Here is a 20,415-nt window from a genome sequence, read left to right on the forward strand (position 1 = left end):
GCGGGTGCGGTTACTGGTTGTCGGTGACGGCGCCGCGAAGGCGCAGTCGGCCGGTGCGGGCACTCAGCGGGGTGGCCGGGATGTGGCCGGGGGTGCCGACGGGTGCCAGCGGGCTTTCCTGCCAGCCGGTGGGGCTTGTGGGTTCGGTCCAGCTCCAGTCGCCGTGGCGGACGGAGGGGCGGGGCAGGGCCCAGGCGGTGGCGGTGCTTCCGTCGGCGCCGGTGACGTTCTGTGGGCCGGTCAGGACCGGGCCGAGGCGGAAGGAGACTTCCATCCGGGCGAGCGCGGCGGTGATGAACTCGGCGGGGACGGTGAGGACGGAGACCGGCAGGATGTCGCTGACCGCGTGGACGGTGCCCCGGGGGTCGGCGAGCAGGGTGAGGTACTGCGGGGTGCCGGCGGCGGTGAGCGGGAAGCCGGCGCCGATGCCGGTCAGGTAGGACGGGGCGTCCGGCGGCAGGTGGACGGCGTGCAGGGTGGTGCTGTCGTCGCCGCTGGTGTAGCCGATCAGGCCGTCGGCGAGGTTCTCCAGCGCGCCGAGCCGCACGCCCCACTGGTCGTCCAGCCAGGCGGGCCGGGGCGGATCGGTGCTCGGGTCCAGGACGTACTGCCACTGTTCCCAGCTGGGGTCCATGATGGGCGGGCCGTCGAGTTCGATGGCGAGTCGGGTGCGCAGCAGGGCCAGCGGCCGTCCGGCGAGGACGGTCATGGTGGTGTCGTCCCAGCCGCCGAGGGGGTTGACGGTGTACAGGGTCTCGTCGATCGCGGCCAGGGTGGCGGCGAGGGCTTCGGGGCCGGCGGTGGCCAGGCCGGTCAGGAAGCCGGCCAGGTGCGGGAGTTCGGGGGCGAGGCTGTCCAGGGTGGGGTAGGCCGAGCCCGGCGCCGGGTCCCAGACGACCTGCTGCTGGTCGCCGTCCGTGCGGACGGTTCGGCACTCGCCGAGCGCGCCGCCGTCGGGGTCGAAGGCGGCGAGGGCGGTGTCCAGGTGGTTGGGCAGCAGCCAGCCGCAGACCGGGTTGACGCCCGCGTTCAGGTCGAGCACCTGGCTGTCGTCGGTGGCGCTGACGGCGTCGAAGCGCAGCCGGGCACCCTGCAGGAGGCGGGGGCGCAGTTCGGCGTAGCGGTAGGGGAATTCCGGCAGGACGGTGGCGTCGTCGTCCGGTCGTACGCTGTCGGCGAGGACCAGGGGCTTCTTGTCGTTGTCGGTGGAGCTGCCGCTGCCCTGCGGGTTGATGGGGTCGGTGACCTGGCCGAACTGGTCGACGACGGCGATGCGGTTGAAGTAGAACTGGCCGGCGCGCAGTTGGGGGAACCGCGAGGCGGGCCACTTGCCGCTGCGGGAGGGCCGGCCGCCGGGGACGGGGGCGGTCCGGTACTGGGGGCCGATCAGGGTGGCCAGGCCCTGCTCGTCGGTCGGATGGGCGGCGAGGTCCGGCTCGCGCAGCGCGATGCGCGAGGCGAGCCCGTCGGTGGCCTGGCTGAGCAGGTCCCAGCCGGCCACCTGGTCGGCGAGTTGCTGGAGTTCGTCCTGCGGCGCGTCGGGGTGGGTGGCCCGGTACTGCCTGATCCGGGCGGCCAGGTTGAAGGTGGCGTGCGGGGTGAGGAACATCCGTCCCGTGTAGGACTGGTAGTCGCCGGGCGTGCCGGTGCCGTCCCAGTGGTAGCGGGTGCCGTCGAACGTCCAACTTCCCTGTGGGAGCTGGTAGTAGAACAGTTCGTAGAGCAGGTACAGCGGCTTCCAGGGCTGCCGCCAGCCGCTGGTGCCGAGGGCGGGGAGGACGCCGGTGACCTTCTGCTCCGGGTGGGCGACCGCGTCGTCGAGGGTGCCGGCGGCCTGGGCCCGGTCGAGCAGCCAGAACTCGCCGAGCAGTGCGCCAATGGTGGCGGCCTCGGCCAGCCGAGTCAGCGGCGGCCCCGGGACGGTGGCCGGGGCGGGGGCGAGGCCGCTGCCCAGATCGATGCCGGTGAGCAGCTGGCCGGGGGTGCGGCAGGGCAGTGCGGCACCGAGGTCGGCCGGGGTCGGCTTCTTGATCCCGTTGAGCAGCACCACCGGGTCCTGGGCGTGGTGGAACTCTCCCAGCGGGGAGCGTTTGAGTGTGCGGGCCGCGGGGTCCGCGCCGTGCGCGGCCAGGTAGGCCTGGGCGGCGGTGGCGAGGTCCTCGTCGGTGGCGCCCCAGGGAATCGCTTGCGGGTGCCCGGCGGCGGGGTCGCGGCGGGCGGCGATGTCGGACGCCAGCGCCGCTACCCTGGCGGCGAGGCCGTCCTGCTCGGTCGGGTTCAGGGTGGCGGGCAGCGCGTCGGTGTAGGCGTCGGGGATCTCGTCGGCGTTGTTGAGCCACCAGGCGCCGTACAACTTCCACTGGGTGTCGGCCAGTTGCCGGACCAGGGCGTCGTGGGCGGCCTGGTCGGTGTTGAGCTTGGCCCGCAGTTCGGCGAGTGCGCCGCCGGTGCCGGTGCCGGTGCCGTCGTCCACGAGGTCCCAGACGAATCCGCCGTGGGTGGAGCCGAACCAGGCGCGGTGGATGGACTGGTCGACGGACTCGGTGCCCGAGTCGTCCAGTCCGTCGAGCAGGCCGTGCGCCAGCGCCTCCAGTCGGGCGGCGTCGGCGGCGTCGGTGCCCTTGGCCACCAGCAGGGCGGTGAGCGCGTCGATGGAGCTGTTGCCCACGGCCACGTCCACGTCCACGCCCTGGGGGCGGTCCGAGGCGGGCACACTGCCGGTCCTGTCCCAACTCAGGCCCAGCACCTGGCCAGTGCAGAGGGTGCGGTCGGTGGGCGGGGTGTCGGCATCGGGTTCGGCGGCCAGGGCCCAGCCGAGGGAGGCCAGGCTGGTCGCCTCGTGCAGCGGGTCGGCGCCGGGTGCGGAGTACCAGCCGGCGACCAGGTAAGCGAGGGTGTCCTGGTCCGCGACGCCCGCGAGGTCGTCGTGCAGGGAGAGCACGTTCTCGTTGAACGGCTGGAAGGCGGAGAAGGTGAGCAGCCCGGGCCCGGCGGCGGTGACGAACGGGCTCTGCCCGCCGCTCTCGCCCGGCCATTCGGACGCGGCGGTGCGCCGTCCGATGTGGACGCTCCTGGAGGTGCCGGGCCGCAGGTAGGGGCTGGTGCCGGTCTCACCGTCACCGGGCAGCCAGTCGCTCTCGATCACCCAGGAGTCGGCGGTGCGGTCGTCGGTGGGGCCGCTGTAGCGGACGACCAGCCAGCGGTTGGGTACCAGCGGGAAGGTGGTGTCCCCGGTCTCCGGGTCGTGCACGCCGTTGCGCAGGGCCTGGGGCAGCTGCCACTGCAGGTAGACGCCGCCCGCCGTGGTGTCGGTGTCCCAGTGGGCGGCCCGGTTGTTGTCGAAGGGCCCGCCCTCGGGCGGGAGGTTGTCCGCCAGCAGGTTGAAGTCGGCCTGCCAGCGCATGAACGGCACGCCGGAGCGGACCTCGTCGTTGACCGCCAGGGCGTCGACCTGGACCGGGACGATCAGCGGTCCGTTGTCGTCGTTCGGCATGGTGCTCGCTTTCGTCAGGATCGCTGGTAGGTCATCGCTGGAAGGTCATCGCTCGCGGTCATCGCTGGAAGGTCATCTGCTGGGCCGCCTTGACCATCTGGATCGCCCAGCCGGCCGCGCTGAGGCCGCCCTCCTGCGCGTGGTCGCCGAGGGCCGCGGTGATCGCCTCGCCGATCCCGGCGACGTCCAGCACCCGGGTGTCCGGGCGCAGGTAGCCGCTGCTGACGTTCGTCAGCTGGACGCCCGGCAACGTGGTGCCGATGGTGTCGCCCTTGAGGTTGCGCAGGTGCAGGACGTCGCCGTCCTGGATGCCGAAGTGCAGGCCCTGGGGCGGCTCCGCCACCACGAGCCGGTCCACGACGCCGTCGACGAGCACCAGCAGCACGTCCTCCCCCAGCGTGTCGGCACGCAGCACCGTCAGTTCGTCCTCGCCGGCGTACAGGTGCATGCGCAGCGCGGGCCAGCCGGGCACCAGGGAGGAGCGGACCAGGAAGCCCGAGAGGCGGGCGGGCAGGTCGGTGAGGACGTCGTGCAGCAGTGTGGTGAGATCGCTGTCCAGGCCGCTCGCGATGCCGATGCTCAACGCCCCGTCGACCAGCGCCTCCTGCCAGGCACGGTCGACGTAGAAGAAGCGCAGGCTCTCGGTGGGCAGCAGCTCCTGACGCGGCACCAGCTGCTCCAGCGGCACCGGATGGAGCAGGGCCAGACGGTCCAGCCAGTCCAGCACCGGGTTCGCGGCATCGGCGGTCACCGCCCGCAGTGCCTCGCGTGCCTCGGGCTGCGCCAACTGGCCGCGCAGCCACGGAGCGGCGGCCCGCGGGGGCGGGGTGGGCCGCGCCCGGGCCGGCCGCCGGTCGGCGGCGGTGCGGTCCGGCGGGTTCGCCAGCGCGGTGGTGAGGGTGTCGGACAGGCCGCCCCGGACGCTGGTCTCGAAGGCCTGCCGGGCCGGGCGGGCGCCGATCGCGGCGGCCGCGCCCAGGCGGTCGGTGGCGGCCCGGGTACCGGTGAGGCTGCCGCTGCCGGCCCGGCCGCGCGCGGCGAGCATCCGGCCCGCGCCGGCCCGGGCCACTGCGCGCCAGGCCATCAGCGCGGGCGGGAACTGCGGGTCCGCGAGTGCCAGGGACCGGCCCAGGTTCCACGCGGCGGCGTAGCTGACGTCGAAGAGGCCGTGCTCCTCCAGGTACACCAGCCGGGCGTCCGCGTTGGCGCTGTGCTCCACGCTCTGCGGGAGAGCCTGGGTGGGCAGCGGGGTGAGCGGGCCCCGGTACCAGGCGTAGCTCTGCTCGCCCGAGTCGAGCCGGTGGGCCAGCGGCGTGTAGCCCTGGGCGAGCCGGTCGCCGGCCTCGCCGGTGGCGCCGTTGAGCGGCAGCCGCAGTCCCAGCGCGGCGGCGTCCTGCCTGCCGGGTGCGGCCAGGTTCTCGACGAGGGTGCCGAAGTGCGCCCCGGAGTCCGGCAGGGAGCGGAACGACCAGGACCGCAGCGAGACCAGGCGCAGGGGCGCGCTCGCCACCGTGCTGCCGTCGAGGTACTTGGCGAAGCCCTCCAGCGAGACCAGGTGGGCCGTGTACTGGCCGCCGGTGGTGGCGGGGAAGCGGTTGCCCACCACCACCGCGTGCAGTCCCTCGTAGGACGCGTCGTCGCGCAGCGTGTGCCACCAGCGGGGCGGCGCGGCGCGGTGGACGCCGCGCAGCGAGCGGGCCCGGGTGCGGTCGCCGCGTGAGCGCACTCCGCTGGGCTCGTCCTCACCGCGCCGCAGGTGGACGAGCCGGCCCAGCTCCTCGGTTCGCGGCGCGATCGCGGCGAACAGCTGGGCGGGCACGTCGACCGTCCGGCACCCGGTGGCCCGGTCCGCCGGCTCGACGTCGGTCAGCGCGGGGGCGATGGCCTCGCTGGCGGGGGTGGCCAGCAGGTCGGCGACGGTCATCTGCTCGGTGCGGCCGAGGGCGGACGGATCTCCCGGCAACTCTCCCTCGGCGAACAGGAGGACCGCCAGCCAGGGTACAGCCGGCTGCCCGAGTACGGGCGGCGCGCCGGTCAGGGTGCGCTCCCAGGGCAGCGGCGGGGTGTCCAGGGTGATGTGCGGCAGCAGCTGGTCGAAGGTGCCGGTGGCGCCGTCGACGGGGTACACCCCGTGCACCGCGCCGCCGGGCAGTGCAAACCGGGCGGCCTGCACCTCCAGGGTGCGCACCACCGGGGTGTCGAAGTAGTCGCCGGTGTCCACGCCGTCGATGGCGTGCCCGGTGGTGATCCGGTAGGTGCCCGCTTCCAGGGCGGGGACCAGGCTGTCGTGGAACTCCAGGCCGCCGGCGGTTCCGGGGTCTTGACTCAGCATCGGTTGATCACTTTCCGGTCGGGACGAGGAGCGGCTCGGCGGCCAGGTCGCCGCGGGCGAGGTCGGCGTAGCCGCTCAGCGGGCCGACGGGGTCGAGCGGGTACCCGAGGTCGGCGAGCTGTGCGCGCAGGGCTTCGCGGGTCGCGGCGGTCGACGGGGCGGCGATGCCGGTGCCGGCGGCGGTGATGGCCGCCACGGTCTCCGTGCTCGCCTGCGCCACGGGGCCGACCAGGGCGGCTCCCGCGTCCAGTGGGAGGTCGCCCCGGGGCACCAGCGGGTCGAGGTCGAGGACGCCCGGTGCGACCGTCAGCCGTCCGCCGAAGGCCGGTGCCGGGACGGTGACCTTCAGGCCGGTCAGCCGGCCGGGCAGCAGTCCGGTGCCGCTCAGCGAGCTCTCGCCCGGGCCCCACAGCGACTCCGGCACGTTGGAGCGGACCGGTTCGACGGTCCAGGTGGAGTGGTCGACCTGCCGGCCATCCTTGGTGATCGTGACGGTGTGGGTGGATGTCAGGTCGCCCTGCTGCATGGGCCGGATGTGCAGCGGGCCCTCGTCCGGTGTCACGGGGGTGCCGCCGAATACCACCGTGCCGGCGGGCACCGCCGAGGAGGTGACGAAGCTGAACCCGTGGGTGGAGGCGTACCAGGGGCCGCTGTCCGTTCCGTCGTCACGCACCCGGGCGAGGGCGGAGGGCCCGGTGGGCTTCCAGGACAGCCCGTCCACCGGATTGGCCTGCACGCACTGCGCCTTGGGCGGCAGCTGGGACTGGAAGTCGGTCCAGGGGACGGGCGGCAGGTGGTCCGGGCGGCTCTTGCCGAAGCCGATGTGGAAACTGATGAACCACAGGTGGACGGTGGCGTTGCCGCCGATGGGCGGGCCCCACAGCTCCACGTCCACCCCGAGTTCCAGGCTGATCGTGATGTGGACGAACCAGACCTTGAGGGAGAACCGCACCCCGATGCTGACGCCCATGGCGACGTCGAAGAAGAACGGCGACCACTGGATCAGCGCGTCCAGGTGGGCGGTGAACCAGGCGCGGAGCGGACCGGTGTCGAAGACCAGCGCCAGCGAACCGCCCAGCATCGCCGCGTGCGGGGTGACGGCCGCGTACGCCTGGGCCGTCAGCGTGAGGGTGTTGCTGATCGACCACTTGATCCCCAGCCGGGGTACGGCGGGGTAGTGGCCGGGCTTGACGAACGCCGGGTGGTAGCCGCCCACGGAGACCACGAAGTCCCCGGCGTGCGGGCTCGGGGGCACCCAGACGCAGAGCGCGAGTCCGCCGGTGGGTTTGCAGTTCTTGTCCAGGATGTAGGACTTGTCGGTCAGTTGGGCCGTCAGGGAGAGCAGGCCCTCGCTCTGCCGGTACAGCGCCTCGGCCGCGATCTGGATCCGTGCCACCTTCGGATCCTTGCCCGCCTTCTGCTCCTCCGCCGTCAGCTTGGGAAAGTCGAACTCCCCGAGCCCCAGCAGCGCGATCACCAGGGACTCGCCGAACTCGACCAGCGCCATGGAGCGGAAGTCGGCCAGTTCGAACATCGTCCAGTGCAGGCCCGCCGCCACCCAGGTCTCGCCGTCCTTGGGCGCGACCCAGGGCTTGAGCCCGCCGGTCAGCGTGTCCAGCACCTTCATCGGGGTCGAGTCGGCGCCGCCGGTCAGGTTGAGCAGGGGGAAGCCGTCCATCTCGGTCAGCGCCGGGACTCGGACCTCACTGTGGTGGCCGAAGCCCAGGGAGACGTCCTTGACCCGGAAGGGCGGCGGGCCGAAGCCGGCCTCCGGGTTGGTGCCGGTGCCGAGTTGGCCGAAGAGGAAGAGCGAGAGCGTACCGTCCGCCTTGCGCGCGTAGGAGCCGGCGATCCCGACGCTGATCACGGGTGCCGTCAGCATGCCGTCGCCGTCGTACCGCACCGGCCAGTCCGCGCTCGGATTCGAGCGCAGGGCGCCGCCCAGCTTGATCGGGTCCGCCTTCGCGCTGATGCCCAGGCCCTTGAGCACGGGGGTGGCGGTGCCAGGGTCGGCCAGCGGCACACTGACCCCGAAACCGCTCGCCTCGAACGTCAACGCGCGGGCGTTGACGCTGAAGTCCGCGGAGACCTGCATCGCACCCTTGGTGTAGCCGAGGTTGAGCCTGCCCAGCCGGAACGGGCCGCTCGACTCCGCCTTCGCCGGCTTGTCGGCCTTGCCGCTGGGCCCCTTGTCCTGCGGCAGGGCGGCCCAGGTGCGCGAGGCCTCGCCGAGCCGGACCTTCACGGCTTCGCGGGGCGTGCCGCCGAGGTCGTAGGCCAGGGACGCCGTCACCCCGCTGTCCAGCGGGCCGGCCGGGAGCTCCGGCACGTTCCCCACCGGGAAGTCGGCCTTGACTCCCTTGAGGACCTTGTTGAGGTCCGCCACCTCGGTCTCGTCCAGCCCCTCCGTGCTGAACAGCAGGGCCGCGTGCTGCATGACCAGGTCGTTCGCCGGCGGCACCAGCGCCTTGAGGATCGGCACTCCGGACAACGACAGCCTGACGGCCGCCTGCACCACGCCGAGGTAACGCCTGCCCGCGTCGCCCCGGTCCTGGATCAGCAGCACCCAGGCCGCGCTGGAGGCGGGGGCTCCGCCGCTCAGGGCGACGCTCCCGGACAGCACCAGGGTCTGCTGGCCCGGGTCGTAGCGGAGCCAGACGTCGGTGAGACGGATGCCCAGGTCCCCGGGCAGCGCGCAGCCGAAGGACCGGGTGACGTCCGGCAGCTCACCGCCGCCGTCGCCGTCCGGCACCAACGGGCCGTCGGTGTCGATCGGCAGCCGGTAGGCGGCGCCGTCGAGCGTGCAGCCCAGGACGGCGCCGACGTCGCCGCCGCGCAGGACGAACCTGGGTCGGGTGAAGCCGAACTTCGACAGGTAGCCGTAGTCCTCGCTCGCCCCCGCCGTGGTGAAGGTCCAGAGGCTCAGGGTGAACGCGATGTCGAATCCGGCCAGTTGCTTGCCGTCCGCGTCGGCGGTGAAGGCCACCGTGACCAACAGGCCGGCCGCGTTCCCCAGCGCGGCGGTGCCCTTGACCGTCAAGTCGTCGGCGTTGGCGGTCGCCTTGCCGACTCTCAGCGCCTCACCGAGATGGCGCGAGACCAGCTCGGCGGCGCCGAGTTCCTCGCCGGTGATCTCGAACGTCCCGCCCTGGCTGTCCGTCAGCCGCTGCCGCAGTTCGTCGATGCTCAGTGCCATCAGCTGGTCGGCCTCCCCTGGTCGTGTTCCGTCTCGTCCCGGCCCCCGGCCTGCCCCGGACCGGTCCCCGGTACAAGGCCGAATGCCCCCGCCGCCGACCCAGTCCGGTTCCGGGCATGACAATCGAGCGGGTCGGCCGGTGCGTCCATGGCCGCGCGCGCCGACGCCCCTGCCCCGGCGGCCCCGGGGCGCGCGTCCGGCACGGGGCTGTCGCAGCGTATCCGGAGCGTGCACGGATGGTGACGCAGCGATGCGAGTTTGGCCAATATGCGTCGTCCACGGCCGAGTTCGACAGGTACCCCGAGACATGTTCGGGTTGCCGCCGGTGGCGGCGCCGTACGTGGCGCCGCCACCGGTGGACCGGCCGTCCGAGGTCGAGGTGACGGGCTGCTTACGGCCGGGCCGGAAGGCCCACTGCCCTACTGGCCCCTCGCCTCGGCCGTCTGCTCCGTTCCGCCCGCCTCGGCCGGCGCGTCGGACTCGCGCGTGCCGTTCAGGCGGATACCGCGTATCGAGGCCCACATCACCAGGGCGCTACCGCACACCACGCCACAGTCGGCGAGATTGAAGACCGGCCAGTGCGGCAGTTGGATCCAGTCCACGACGCGCCCCTGCCACGGGGACGGGGCCCGGAACAACCGGTCGACGAGATTTCCGGCTGCTCCGGCGATGACCAGCCCAAAGGAGACCGCCCAGACGGGGGTACGGATTCGCGGCGACACCACCAGCATGGCGACGACGACCACGATCTTCACCGTGGTGAAGAGCCATGCCTCCCCCTCGCCGATGGAGAACGCTCCACCCGAATTGAAGACCAGCGTGAAGTTCAGAAGCCCACCGAGGGCCTCTGTCGGATCGCTCCCCGAGAAATGTGTCAGCGCTATCTGTTTGGTGACGAAATCCGCCGCCAGCAGCACGAGTGCTACGGCTGTCATGATTCCCGACCGTCGAGGCATGTCACCGGGCGAGGAAGCTCCTCGCGCAACCCATAGGCGTAGTAAGCCAGTCATGGCCGCAGTGTAGGTGACGGCGGCTTGCGCCCCGGCGGGCCTGAGTTCCGCCGGAGCGTCCGTCCCACCGGACCCGAACGGGCGGTGCCGTGGCGTGTGCCGAGTGCTCCGGCAACGCGGCCGGCCCGCACCCCGTGGGGTGCGGGCCGGTCCGGGGCCGGGGTCGGTCAGGCGCCGGCGGTTGCCAGTCGGGCGTGGCGTCGGGCGGTCGCCTCGACCGGGTCGAGCACGGGCACGGCGGCCAGCAGGCCCTTGGTGTAGGCGTGCTGGGGCGAGTCGTACACGGCGTCGGCGTCGCCCTGCTCCACGATCCGTCCGGCCCGCATCACGGCGACCCGGTCGCTGACCTGCCGGACCACCGCGAGGTCGTGGGCGATGAAGACCAGGGCGAGGCCGAGGTCGCGCTGCAACTCGCCCAGCAGCTCGACCACTTGGGCCTGGGTGGTGACGTCCAGCGCGGAGACCGGTTCGTCGCAGACGATCAGTCGCGGCTGGGGCGCGAGCGCCCGGGCGATGCCGACCCGCTGCCGCTGCCCGCCGGAGAACTCGTGCGGATAGCGGTGGTACCAGTCGGGGTCGAGCCCCACGCGTTCGAGGAGTTCGCCGACCCGGGCGCGGATGCGGCGTTCGTCGCTCTCGCCGGCGATGCGCAGCGGGTCGGCGACGGACTCCCCGATGGAGCGGCGCGGGTTGAGCGAGGACACCGGGTCCTGGAAGACCATCTGCAGTTCCCGCCGGAGCGGGCGCAGTTCCTTCTCCCCGAGCGCGCCGATGTCGCGGCCGCGGTAGTGGAGCCGGCCGCCGGTCGGTTCCAGCAGCCGGACGAGCATCCGCCCGAGCGTGGTCTTTCCGGAGCCGGACTCGCCGACGATGCCCAGGGTCTCGCCGGCCCGCACGGTGAGCGAGACACCGTCCACGGCGGTGACGGGGGCGGCGCGCCGAGTGAGGCCGCCGCGGGTGGCGAACTCCCGGCGCAGGTCGGTGGCTTCGAGCAGGACCTCTCCCCCGGCCGGCTCGGCCATCCCGGCCGTCCCGGCCGTCCCGGCCGAAACGGCCGAAACGGCCGAAACGGCCGAAACGGCCGAGGCAGTCGAGACACCCGGAGCACCGGGCGCGTCGACCCGGGGCACCGCCGACAGCAGCGCGCGGGTGTACGGCTCGCGCGGAGCGCCCAGCACCTCGATGACCGGGCCGTGTTCCACCGCCCGGCCGTCCTTCATCACCAGTACCCGGTCGACGCTTCCGGCGACCACGCCCAGGTCGTGGGTGACCAGGACCAGCCCGGCCCCGGTCTCCGCGCGCAACTCGTGGAGCAGGTCGAGGATCTGGGCCTGGACGGTGACGTCCAGCGCGGTCGTCGGCTCGTCGGCGACCAGCAGCCGCGGCTCGCAGGCCAGAGCCATCGCGATCAGCACGCGCTGGCGCATGCCGCCGCTGAACTCGTGCGGGCGCGAGCGCGAGCGGCGGGCCGCGTCGGCGATGCCGACGCGGTCGAGCACCTCGACGGCCCGGGCCCTGGCGTCCCGGCGGGAGACGTCCCGGTGGACCCGGACGACCTCGGCGATCTGGTCGCCCACCGCGTAGTAGGGGTCGAGCGCGGAGAGCGGGTCCTGGAACACCATGGCGGCCAGTCCGCCGCGCAGGCGCCGGAGTTCCGCGCCCTCGGCGGTGACGGCGTCCACGCCGGCGACCCGGACGGTGCCGCCGATCCGGGCTCCGGTCCCGCGGTGCAGGCCGAGCAGTCCGTAGGCGACGGTGCTCTTTCCGGAGCCGGACTCGCCGACGATGCCGAGCGCCTGTCCGGCCTCCAGGGTGAAGCCCACGCCGTCGACGGCGCGCACGTGGCCGTCGCCGACCGGGAAGTCGACGACCAGGTCCCGGACATCGACCAGGGGTTCGGCACCCGGTGACTCGACGCCCCGTGCCTCGGTACCCGGAGCCTCGGCACTCGGAGCCTTGGCGACCAGGCGCTCGGCGCCCAGCGGTTCGGCGCTCACGTCAGGACCACCCTTCGGTCGGACACCGCGTAGAGCACGTCCGCGATGACGTTGGCGAGGACCACGCAGAACCCGGTGACGAGGGTGAGGCCGACGACGGTCGGCAGGTCGATCAGGCCGACCGAGGTGACCAGCAGCTTGCCGAGCCCCGGGAGGCCGAAGAGCGACTCGGTCAGCACGGCGGACCCGAACATCGTCCCGAGGTCGATGGCGGTGAGCGCGATCACCGGGGTGAGCGCGCCGCGCAGCGCGTGCCGGGTCACCAGGCGCCGCTCGCTGACGCCGTACGCCCGGAAGGTCCGGATGTGGTCGTCGGCGAGGGCCTCCAGCATGGACGAGCGGGTCAGCCGGGCGTACTTGGCGGACTCGATCAGGGCGAGCGAGACCCAGGGCAGCAGCAGGCCCCAGAACCACTGCTGGGGGTCCTCTGTGAGCGGTACGTAGCTCGGGAACGGCAGCCACTGGAGCTGGGCGCACAGGACGATGAGCAGCACCAGCCCGATGATGAACACCGGGATGGAGCTGCCGGCCAGGGTCAGGCCGGTCAGCAGGCGCTCGCTGAGCCGGCCCCGGCGCAGCGCGGAGACCAGCCCGGTGCCGACCCCGAGGATGAGCCAGAGCACCATCGCGCCGAGCGCGAGCGAGGCCGTGACCGGGAGCCGGGCGGTGATCATGTCGGTGACCTGCTCGCCGCTGCGGTAGGAGACGCCCAGGCAGGGCGCCGGGCAGTGCAGCAGGCCCGTGCCGGCGCTGAAGTCGCGGCCGGCGACGATGCCCTGGAGGAAGTGGGCGTACTGCAGGTAGACGGGGGCGTCGAGGCCGAGCCGTTCGCGCACCTGGGCGACCTGGGCGGGGCTGCACTTCTCGCCGCAGGCCAGCTGGGCGGGGTCGCCGGGGGCGATGTAGAAGACCGCGTAGACGATCAGGGAGAGGGCGAGCAGGACGCCGAGCATGCCGACGGCCTTGCGGAGCAGGAAGCGGGTCATGCGGTGGCCTCCTCGGCGCCGCTCGAAGAACCGGCGGTCGAGGAACCGGCAGGCGAAGGACCACCGCTCGAAGGACCGGCAGGCGAAGCACCGCCGCCCGAAGGACCGCCGCTCGCCGCACCGGCGCCGCCCCGCGCCGTGCCGACCCGCAGCCGGGAGGCCGCGCGGGGGTCGAGCTCGGTGCGGACGGCGTCGCCGAGCACGGTGAAGGCGAGCACGGTGACGAACAGCAGCGCCGACGGCAGCAGCACGTACGTCGGGTCCGCGCGGAACCAGGTGGTCGCGCCGGAGAGCATCTGGCCCCAGGAGGAGGTCGGCGGCTTGACGCCCACGCCGAGGAAGGAGAGCCCGGCCTCGGCGATCACGTTGGACGGGAGCAGCACCGCCGCGTAGGTGATGACCGGCGCCGCCAGGGAGGGCAGCAGTTCCCGGCGGGCGATGCGCCACCGGGTGGCGCCGGCGAGCCGGGCCGCGGCGACGTAGTCGAGCTGCCGGAGGCTGAGTGTCTGCGCCCGGACGATCCGCGAGGTGCCGGCCCAGCCCAGCAGCCCGATGACCAGGGTCAGCAGGAGCGGGCGGGGGAATCCGGAGGGCACGACCGCCATCAGCGAGATGGCGAAGACCAGCGAGGGCAGCGCGAGCATCACCTCGGTGGTGTTGCCGATCAGCTGGTCGAGCAGCCGGTTGCCGAGGCCGGCGGTGAGGCCGAGCAGGACGCCGATCGCGACCTGGACGAGGGTGGCGCCGACGGCGACGAGCAGCGAGATCCGGGCGCCGTGGACGAGCCGGGCGAACACGTCGCGCCCGGTGCCCGGTTCGACGCCCAGCCAGTGCTCGGCGCTGACGCCGCCGAAGGAGCCGGTGGGCACCCCGCCGGCCGCCGAGTCGAGCAGGTCGTTGTGGTAGCTGGTGGGGTCCTGGCCTTCGAGCGCGCTGAGCAGCGGTGCCGCCGCCGCGACGAGGGCGAGCAGGACGATGACGAGGCCGGCGGCGAGGGCGGCGCGCCGCGCGAGCAGCCGCCGCCACACCTGCCGTCCCCCGGCGGCCGGGGAGGCCGCGCGGGCCTCCCCGGCGCTGGGTTCCTGTGGAGCCATGGTTGTCCGATCGATCCGTCCGTTCCCGACCGCTACTTGACCGCGACCTGGGAGATGTCGAGCACGCCGGTCCAGTCGCTGATGACGATGTTGCGGACGTCCTTGCCGGACAGCCGCTTGTAGACGGGGTGGAACAGCGGGACGGTGAGGGCCTGGTCACCGATGCGCTGGTCCAGGGCGCCCCAGCGCTTGGCGGCCTCGGCGTGGTCGGTGATCTTGTTGATCTGGTCGATCTCGTCGTTCACCGACGGGTCGTCCAGCTGCGCGGAGTTGAAGTTGTAGCCGTCGGTGACGATCTGCCGGCCGTCGAAGATGGGCGCGAGGAACGGGCCGCCGGACGGCCAGTCGGCGCCCCAGCCGGAGAGGAAGAGGCCGGGCTCGGTGTCGACGGTGTGGATCGTCTTGGAGTACCTGGTGGAGTCCAGGGCCTCCAGCTGGACGGTGATCCCGGCGGCCTTCAGGCCGTCCTGGACGGCGGTGGCCAGGTCCGGGCCGTAGCCCTTGCCGACGGCGCTGGAGTGGGTGAGCGTGATGGTCAGGCCGTCCGGGTAACCGGCGTCCTTCAGCAGCTCCTTGGCCTTCGCCGGGTTTCCGGTGGTACCGGCCGGGAACGGGTCGTAGGGGGTGTACCCGAAGGTCTCCTGGGTGGGCAGGTAGGTGGTGGCGGCCTCGGCGAGCGAGGAGCCGCCGGCGGCGTTGACGACCGAGGTGCGGTTGATCGCGTAGGCGACGGCCTGCCGGACCTTGGGGTTGTCGAAGGGCTTGACCTTGGGGTTGAACGCCAGGTAGTTGACGTAGCCGAAGTGGCCGGTGCCGACGCGTGCGGCGAGGGCCTTGTCGTCCTTCACCTGGGCGAGTTCGGAGGGGCCGAGGTTGGTGTCGGTGGTGACGGCGGCCGCGTCGGCGCCGGTGCCGGCGGAGAGCCGCTGGTTGATCACCGCCGGGTCGAGGCCGGACTGCACGTCGACGGTGTCGGGGTACGCCTTGCGCTGGTCGTCCGTCGCCGCCGACCAGTTGGGGTTGCGCTTGAGGACGAGGTGCGCGCCGTCGTTCTCGTTCTTGACGACCTGGTAGGGGCCGGAGGAGACGGGGTGGTCCTGGTACTTCGTCCCGGTGTCCTTGGCCTTCGGGACGGGTGCGAACTGCGTCTGGGTGGCCAGGTACGGGAAGTCGCCCTCGGGCTTGTTGAGGCGGAAGACGATGGTCTTCTCGTCCGGCGTCTCGATGGCGTCCAGGGTGCGGCCGTCCTTGTACGGGCCCTGGTAGTCGGCGGCGCCGACCAGCCAGTCCCTCAGGAACGGTGCGCCGCCGGAGAGTTCGGGAGCGAATGACCTTTCGATGCCGTACTTGATATCGGCGGTGGTGATCGGCGAGCCGTCCTCGAACTTCAGGCCGTCCTTGAGGTGGTACGTCCAGACGGTGGCGCCCTCGGAGGGGGTGCCGGTGTCGGTGGCGAGGTCCGGGACGACCTTGGTGCCGGCCGCGCCGTCGGCCCGGTTGCGGGTGGTGAGGGTGCGGAAGACGAGCGAGGGGACGTTGCCGCCGCCGGAGGTGTAGAGCCGTGCGGGGTCGAACTGGTCCTGTGGGTTCTGGTTGAGGACGGTGAGGGTGCCGCCCTGCTGCGGCGCGGCGTCCTTGCCGGTGCCACCACCGCCGTCGGCCTTCGGTCCGCACGCCGCCAGTCCGACGACGAGCGCGACGGTGACGGTCGCCGTGGCGAGGCGGCGAGGGGTGAGGGTGGTTCGAGACATCGGAAAGGGAGCCTTTCGCTACCGATGGTGTACGGAGGAAGGCGGGCGACAGTGAGGCTTCGGGAAGAGTGAGCGGCACCGCGCCCGCAGGGAGGGGCGACGCCCCGATGCGGCGATCACCGCTGCGGCGATCACCGCAAAACGCGTCGGGGCAGGGCGGATTCAGCGACAGAGATTGTCGGAAACGCAGTGCGCGGCCACGCCGATCAGCGCCAGCTCAATGGCGGCGCACTCGATCGGGTGACGGTCAGACATGCCGAGAAGACTGTATGAAGTTAAGCGGAATGTCAAAACTCCACTTACGACCTGCCCACCAGGTGGACACCGAAATGGATACCCCCGAACCTCCGGAGATTCCGGAGGATCCCCGGGCCCGCGCGGAGACAGACCGGAGTCGCACCGCGCCGCCGCCCGGCGGAGCTCGAACGCCTCGGCGATCGGAGCGGTCGGAGCGGCGCGAGGATCATGAGCACCTCGTCGCGGGTGTCGCGGGGAGCGAGCCGGGGGGCTTCGGACCGGCGTCCGATCTCGCGCCGGCCGGGCCGAGCGATGAACACCCGTCAGGCCCGTTTCCGTCGCACACGCCTGGGTGAATACGTCCCCATTCGGCAGCATTGAAGCTATTTATCCGATTTTAAGACGGGATACTGCATCCATACGGTCACCAAAAGTAGCGACCCCCTTACCGCGTGCACAGGCTCTGCCCCGTCACCACCACCGTCCGGCGCACCGTCAGACACCGGACCGTCCGATCGAAGGGAATCGTCATGAGGCGCTGTCCACCCACCAACGGACGCGAGCGAAGACGCCATGGACCGGTCGGGCTCCGCGGCCGCCTCACCCGGACCGCGCTGCCCCTCCTCCTCGCGTTCGCGACGGCGTCCGCCTCCTTCGCCGCGCCCGCAGCGGCACAGGCCACCCACCGCACCGCGCCCGCCACGACCGCCGACGGCCCGGTCGGTGGCACCCCGGTCGACGGCGGTCGGAGCCCGCGCAGCGGCCGTCAGCAGCCCGTCACCCTCGCGAAGACCGGCACCGACCTCGCCACCGGCAGCACCACCCGGACCGCCCACGGCGACACCGTCCGCTGGGTGGTCTCCGCCACCAACCCGGACGGCGCACCGGTCAGCACCACGGTCACCGACAAGATCCAGGGCGGCCCGGGCAGCACACCGCAGACCCAGTCCTACGTGCCCGGTTCGCTCCAGGTGCCCCCCGGCTTCAACAAGCAGTGGTCCACCGACGGCGGTACGACCTTCTCCGGCACCGACCAGGGCGCCGCCACCAATGCCGTCCAGGCGACCAACCCGATGCTCGCCTCCCCCGCGACCGGTCAGGTGGTCCAGATCCCGCCGCCGTTCACCCCGATCAACACAGCCACCGGCGGCGACGGCTTCACCCCCATCCTCTACACCGCCACGATCAACGGCGTCCCCACGCCCGAGATCTGGAACATCTACCACCACGGGTTCTCCAACACGGCCAGCGTGGTCTGCACCGACCAGCTCACCAACGGCCCCTGTCCGACGCCGGGCGGGGCCCCCGCCACCTGGCCCCAGGCACTGAACTCCTCCGTGGCCGGAGCGACCACCGGTGACCTCGGCAGCACCCGCACCCCGACCTACGTCCTGCTCGGTTCCAAGCTCTACTACGCCGCGATCAGCCGGACCACCCTCGGGGTGATCGGCGTCGGCTGCATCGACCTCCAGGCCCAGTCCAGCTGCGGCTTCACCGCCCTCCAGACCGGCACCGGGCTGGTCGTCGGCGGTGTCGTCCAGGCACCGAACCAGCTGATCTACGCCGTCTCCGGCACCGGCGAGATCCTCTGCTACAACCCCGTCGCCAACGCCTCCTGCGGGACCTTCGGCATCGGCCTGCCGCCCAACGAGGGACAGGTCGCCTTCAGCGGCGACTACGCCGGCATCATGCGGGTCGTCAACGGCAAGATCTACGTCACCGACAACACCCTGGCCCCGCTGCCGACCGTGATGTCCTGCTTCGACCCGTCGACGAACGCCGCCTGCACCGGCTGGGCCACCCCCAAAACCGTGGTCACCCCGGTCGGCGGCGCCCCCGCCCGGGCCGACAACGTCTTCGAGATGTACGACCCGACGGGCACCGTCACCGGCGTCTGCACGGCGGTCGGCGGCGTCTACCAGGAGGTCAACCCGCCGGTCGGCACCGTCGTCTGCTTCGACCTGACGGGCAACCCCGTCGCCGCGCCCCCCGGCCTCCAGACCCTGCTCAGCACCAACGTCGCCCCCGGCGAGGCCAACTTCCAGGTGCCGCTGACCATCACCGCCCCCAACGGACACCTTGAAACCGAGTTCCCGCTCTGGATCTACCAGGGCACCACACCGACCCTCAACAGCACCGAGTACTGCTACGACTGGAACACCCAGGCCCCCTGCACCCAGTACGGCACCGACGGCGTCGTCAACGGCCCGCCCAACGTCAACGGCGGCAACACCAGCCCGTACGGCTTCGCCTACGACGGCCAGTGCAAGTACAGCCTCGGCGACACCGGCTACCTGTTCTCGATCGACCCGGTCACCGGAGCCTCGCCCTGCCTGAAGACCAAGGCCCAGGGCACCATCAACCCCTCCGCGTACTACTGCGACGGAGCCACCGGGCACATCAGGTCCTACGGAACGGTCAGCCTCCTCGGAATCGATCCCACGACCGTCGACTTCGCCCACTCCTCGGTGACCGTGCTCGCGGCCGACGGAACGACCATCGGCACCTTCCCGTTCGACCCCGCCACCGGAACGGCGGACATCTCGTCCGTCCCGACCGCCGACTCGCCGATCCAGGTGATCGCCAACCTCACCCTGATCAACGGATCGTCCTTCACCCCCGACAACCACCCGCGGATGCAGGTGACCTTCGTCGGCGACGCACCGCAGATCTGCTTCGAGACCACGGTCGCGACCGACTGCTCCGTCACCGCCGTCTCCAACCAGGCGTCCGCCGTCACCAACGGCCAGCCGCCCGTCACCTCCAACACCGTCACCCTCCAGGTGACCCCCGGCGCCCAGTGCACGCCGATGCTGACGATCGACAAGGAGGTCTGCACCTCCACGAACGCCGCCGACTGCGTGAACGGCGGCAGCGGGCCGTGGGCCACCAGTACGACGATTCCGTCCGGGAGCACGGCGTACTGGCGCATCACCGTGACCAACACCGGCACGGTACCGGTCACCGGGATCACCCTGACGGACAGCGTGTCACCGTCCTGCGTGACCGCGGCGGGGACGTTCGACCTGGCAGCCGGCGCCTCGCACCAGGTCTTCTGCGACCTGACCAACGTCACCCAGCACACCGTGAACACCGTGACGGCCACCTTCCCCGGCCCCGGCGGCACCCCGATCACCACACCTCCGTCCGAGGCGACGGTGGACGTGACGCCGCCGGCCGTGCCGTCGCTCAGCATCAACAAGGAGGTCTGCACCTCCACCGACCCGGCCGACTGCGGCCAGAACGGTCCCGGCCCGTGGGCCAAAACCGCCAGTGTCGCGCAGGGTGCCACCGCCTACTGGCGCATCACCGTCACCAACACCGGCACCGTCAACATCACCGGAATCACCCTCACCGACCCCGTCACCCCCTCCTGCGCCACCACCGCCGGCAGCTTCGACCTCGCGGCCGGCGCCACCCAGCACTTCTCCTGCAACCTCCCCGGCATCACCCGGACCACCACCAACGCCGTCACCGCCACCTTCCCCGGCCCCGGCGGCACCCCCGTCACCACGCCCCCGTCCGAGGCGACGGTGAACGTCAGCGGCACCGGCGTCCCGTCGCTGAGCGTGGACAAGGAGGTCTGCCAGTCCGACAACGCCGCCGACTGCGGCGCGGGCGGCGCCGGGCCGTGGGGCAAGGAGGCGACCCTGCACAAGGGGAACGCACCCGAGGAACTCTGCGCCCCGGACAAGTGCCAGGCCTTCTGGCGGATCACGGTCACCAACACCGGCACCGTGGACCTGACCGGCATCACCCTGAACGACTCCCAGGAGCCGGCCTGCGTGGTGGCGGCCGGCACGTTCGACCTGGCGGCAGGGCAGACCAGGACGTTCTACTGCTACAGCCTGATCAGCGAGGACACCGTCAACACGGTCACCGCCTCCTACATCCCGCCGGGCTCCCCGGCGGGGACCGCGCCGGTGACCACTCCACCGTCCTCCGCCCTCGCCCGCTGCGAACCGCCGTGCGAGAAGGACAAGTGCCACCACCCCAAACCCGGCCACGGCCACGGCCACGGGTCGCACGACGGCAAGCCCTGGATCGGCAACCCGTACCTCCAGCCCGACATCGGGACCTGGCCGTCCGCCCTCCCCTACCTCACCACCGACCCGTCGATGACCGACCTCGACTGGCTGCTGCCCATCCTGGTCGAGGCGGGCGGGGCAATGCGGTGACCCCGAACCGGCCCTGACGGGCCGAAGGGCGGTGGCCGGGGAAGGACCTCCTCCCCGGCCACCACCGTGCCGGCCCCCAGCCGGGTGCTCGGCGACGAAGTCGGTGGTAGCGTCCTGCAGCTGCCGAAGGCCGGGCACAGC

Annotated in this window: 10 protein-coding genes; 1 reads left to right on the forward strand and 9 read right to left on the reverse strand. The window is 72.3% G+C overall.

Features of this window, described 5'->3' with window-relative positions; all coding sequences use genetic code 11:
* Positions 1 to 10: 10 nt before the first annotated feature.
* The 9 genes from ACFVVA_RS00420 to ACFVVA_RS00460 all read right to left on the reverse strand — a co-directional run bounded on the left by ACFVVA_RS00420 (position 11) and on the right by ACFVVA_RS00460 (position 16,114).
* Positions 11 to 3,493, reverse strand: coding sequence for a hypothetical protein (locus ACFVVA_RS00420; RefSeq protein WP_387684210.1), 3,483 nt, complete (start codon positions 3,491 to 3,493; stop codon positions 11 to 13).
* A gap of 58 nt (positions 3,494 to 3,551) precedes the next feature.
* Positions 3,552 to 5,825, reverse strand: coding sequence for a hypothetical protein (locus ACFVVA_RS00425; protein WP_387684212.1), 2,274 nt, complete (start codon positions 5,823 to 5,825; stop codon positions 3,552 to 3,554).
* 7 nt (positions 5,826 to 5,832) lie between these two features.
* Positions 5,833 to 9,021: a DUF6603 domain-containing protein gene (locus ACFVVA_RS00430; protein ID WP_387684214.1), complete on the reverse strand. Its 3,189-nt coding sequence runs from the start codon at positions 9,019 to 9,021 to the stop codon at positions 5,833 to 5,835.
* A 419-nt stretch (positions 9,022 to 9,440) separates the two neighbouring features.
* Complete coding sequence (gene lspA / locus ACFVVA_RS00435; RefSeq protein WP_387684216.1) at positions 9,441 to 9,956, reverse strand: signal peptidase II; 516 nt, start codon at positions 9,954 to 9,956, stop codon at positions 9,441 to 9,443.
* Positions 9,957 to 10,198: 242 nt separating this feature from the next.
* Entirely contained in the window at positions 10,199 to 11,923 is a 1,725-nt protein-coding gene (locus ACFVVA_RS00440) for an ABC transporter ATP-binding protein (protein ID WP_387684781.1), read from the reverse strand.
* Positions 11,924 to 12,024: 101 nt separating this feature from the next.
* On the reverse strand, positions 12,025 to 13,014 hold the full coding sequence (locus ACFVVA_RS00445) for an ABC transporter permease (RefSeq protein WP_387684218.1): 990 nt from the start codon (positions 13,012 to 13,014) through the stop codon (positions 12,025 to 12,027).
* Positions 13,011 to 14,108: an ABC transporter permease gene (locus ACFVVA_RS00450; protein ID WP_387684220.1), complete on the reverse strand. Its 1,098-nt coding sequence runs from the start codon at positions 14,106 to 14,108 to the stop codon at positions 13,011 to 13,013. The genes ACFVVA_RS00445 and ACFVVA_RS00450 overlap by 4 nt, the downstream gene beginning before the upstream one ends.
* A gap of 32 nt (positions 14,109 to 14,140) precedes the next feature.
* Positions 14,141 to 15,859 carry an ABC transporter substrate-binding protein gene (locus ACFVVA_RS00455; protein ID WP_387684222.1) on the reverse strand — a complete coding sequence of 573 codons (1,719 nt, stop codon included), beginning with the start codon at positions 15,857 to 15,859 and terminating at the stop codon, positions 14,141 to 14,143.
* Positions 15,860 to 16,021: 162 nt separating this feature from the next.
* Positions 16,022 to 16,114 (reverse strand): Ms4533A family Cys-rich leader peptide, encoded by a 93-nt coding sequence (locus ACFVVA_RS00460; protein ID WP_317620150.1) that lies wholly within the window; start codon positions 16,112 to 16,114, stop codon positions 16,022 to 16,024.
* 512 nt (positions 16,115 to 16,626) lie between these two features.
* On the opposite strand from ACFVVA_RS00460, the gene ACFVVA_RS00465 reads away from it, so the two are divergent.
* Positions 16,627 to 20,274: a hypothetical protein gene (locus tag ACFVVA_RS00465; RefSeq protein WP_387684224.1), complete on the forward strand. Its 3,648-nt coding sequence runs from the start codon at positions 16,627 to 16,629 to the stop codon at positions 20,272 to 20,274.
* Positions 20,275 to 20,415 lie beyond the last annotated feature (141 nt).

It is taken from the genome of Kitasatospora sp. NPDC058048 (genome assembly GCF_042885555.1).
Classification (GTDB): Bacteria; Actinomycetota; Actinomycetes; order Streptomycetales; family Streptomycetaceae; genus Kitasatospora; species Kitasatospora lactacystinica.